The sequence below is a fragment of the bacterium genome, from assembly GCA_030247525.1.
Lineage (GTDB): Bacteria > Electryoneota > JAOADG01 > JAOADG01 > JAOADG01 > JAOTSC01.
Genome location: JAOTSC010000265.1, coordinates 1 through 2,724 on the forward strand (window position 1 = coordinate 1; position 2,724 = coordinate 2,724).

Genomic DNA, 2,724 nt, shown 5'->3' on the forward strand with positions numbered 1-2,724 from the left:
CGGAACGAGCAACGTATAACAATTGGAATCCTTACGGCGTCGGAAGAAGTTGGGGCAACTATCGAACCTGTCGATGGGGAACCGGTGACGATTCCGTGGGAAAACATTGGGGAGGGAAAAGTGGTGTTTGCCGAAGTGGGAAAGCCCGCTGCCAAGTCGCAAGCTAAGAAAGGAAGCCGGCGATGACCGACAACCATCAGGAAATCGTCGAAAATATTGCGTTAGTATTACGCGAACGATCGCTGGAACGAGAACGATTACAGACGATTCTGGAAGAGGTATTCAAGACCGCACTCAAGAAAATGTTTAAGTTGGAAACCGGCGATCCGTTTCAAGTCGTGTTTAACTTCGACAAAGGCGATATTGAAATCTACGTCGAAAAGGAAATCGTTGAAGACGATCAAGTAATACAACCCGAATTGCAGATTGCAGTATCCGAGGCTCGGTTTAAGCAGAAACAGATTGCGGATGATGAAGGATACGATTTCGACGAGAATGACTGGCAGGTCGGCGGTAGCTATATCGACTTTGTGAATTATCGCACCTTTGGCAGACGACTGATACAGTCGACCCGTCAGATGTTGATACAAAAGATTCGTGGTCAGGAGCAGGAAAACACCTTCGCCGAATACGAAAAACGCATCGGCGAAATCATCATCGGCGAAGTGCGTCAGATTCACCCCGAGGGAATACGCGTCGCAGTCGATAAAGCGGAATTACTCTTCCCTCGTAACGAACAAATCCGTACCGAGAAATATCGTCGTGGCGATACTATCAAAGCAGTTATCATCGAAGTGCGCCGAACCAATAAAGACCCGGAAATTATTGTCAGCCGCCGTGATCCGCTGTTAGTTCGCCGCTTGTTTGAATTGGAAGTGCCGGAAATTCAGGACAACATCATCGAAATCCGGCAAATCAGCCGTGATGCCGGTGAACGTACAAAAATTGCTGTCGACTCCAATGACAAACGAATTGACCCGGTTGGCGCGTGCGTTGGCATGAAAGGCGTGCGGATTCAAGCAATCCAACGCGAACTGAACGGGGAAAAAATCGACGTCATCGCTTATACCAATGATCGCGAATTGTTGATTCGCCGTGCGATGAATCCCGTAACCCCGGTGGAAATACTATTTGATCCTTCCGGTTCGGGTGCAGTAGCGGTTATCCCCGACGATCAGATTGCGCTTGCTATCGGTCGCCGGCATCAAAACATCCGCTTGGCTTCCGAAATCGTAGGAAAGAACTTTACGATTCGACCGATAAAACAGTCGGCTTACTATGCCGATGAGTTGCCGATTGGCGAAGTGTTTGGAATTCCGGAACACTACGTAGCAGCGTTAACCGAACATGGTGTAGCGACTGCTGAAGCAGTATTGAGCCTTTACGACAACGAACCGGCAAAACTACATGCGATTTTAAATACGGATGAAGATTCAATCAGCAGTTTCATTCGTGAGTTAAGTGTATACTTCGACCAGTCTTCGCGAGAAGGGTGAGGAACGATTGGACCCGGATAAGACGTATCAGTTGGGAAAAGTTGCCGTTGAGCTTCATCAAACGATTAAAGATGTCGTTGATTATCTCACTTCGGTCGGCAATGCGATCCCGAAAAAAGCGCCGCAAGCGTTAGCAAACCATCCGATTTCGGAAACGATGTACATTGCTTGCGTCAAAAAATTCAACCACGACCTATACCTTCGCATCGAAAAAGAGAAGGATAAGGCTCGTGAGGATTTGAAGCGACGTGAGCAAGAGCAGAAGCGCCGTGAAGAAATGGCTCGCATCGAGCAGGAAATCAAACGGACGACCCATCTCGATGCTCCCATTGATGAAGCGGAACAATTTGCATTTGTTCCAGCACAATCGATGGAACCGGCTGACGAACCGGAACCAGTGGTAGTGGTGATTCCCGAGCCCGTTGTGGAAGCGGTTCCCGAAGTTGCTCCCGAACCTGTGCAAGTGTCCGAGCCGGAACCACAGCCTCAAGTTGTTCCACAACCCGAACCGGAACCGGTTGTAGTATCGATGCAACCATTGCCAGAACCAGTGGTCGCCCCGGTGGAACCGGTTGTGGTCGTCGAACCGGTAACTGTAGTTTCCGAACCAGTTGTAGAACAGCCGCCGGTAGTCGTAGTGCAACCAGTGGTAGAAACCACGGCGACTCCAGTTACTCCTTCTACCCCTCCTCCGCCACCGAAGCAACCGCAAGCTGCACAAGCAACGCAAGCTGCCCATCCGGCAAAACCTACGATACCGGAAGGCGCCCATATTCCGTTGCCAAAGCATAGTGGCTTAAAAATTGTTTCGACGGGTGAACCAGCACCGCCGCGGGTTCGTCGTAAACCGGAAACACCTCCACACGCATTGACAAAAGTTCCGCGTGGTATAGCGAACTTACCCCGCGAAGCAGCGCCTCCGCGTCCATCACCGGTTCCGACCACTTCAGCAAAGCACTCTGGTGCTCCCGGTGCACGTCCAGCCGCTCCTGCCGCTACCACCGATGCAGCGAAAACCGAAACAACCGGGGAAGGCGAGAAGAAATGGAAACGCCTCAGTAAGCTTACCAAAGCCGAGGCGGACGAGTTGGTACGGGCGAAGTCGAAGGCTTTAAAAGAGCGGGTTGCTCCGGCAGCATTACCGGAGATCGCTCGTTCCCGTCGCCCGAAATCGCGTAAGAGTGTCGATACGCAGGCAGTCGAATCACAGTTACGGCAAACGCTGGCG

Annotated in this window: 3 protein-coding genes; all 3 read left to right on the top strand. The window is 51.2% G+C overall.

Translation table 11 applies throughout. The annotated features are described in order from the left end of the window. On the top strand, nt 1-186 hold a 186-nt coding region (locus OEM52_14760; GenBank protein ID MDK9701394.1), incomplete at its 5' end, for a hypothetical protein. Further along, complete coding sequence (gene nusA / locus OEM52_14765) at nt 183-1,496, top strand: transcription termination factor NusA (protein MDK9701395.1); 1,314 nt, start codon at nt 183-185, stop codon at nt 1,494-1,496. The genes OEM52_14760 and nusA, both read left to right, overlap by 4 nt. 7 nt (nt 1,497-1,503) lie before the next feature. Beyond that, nucleotides 1,504-2,724, top strand: a 1,221-nt coding sequence (locus OEM52_14770; protein MDK9701396.1) for a hypothetical protein, incomplete at its 3' end; no start/stop codon positions are given.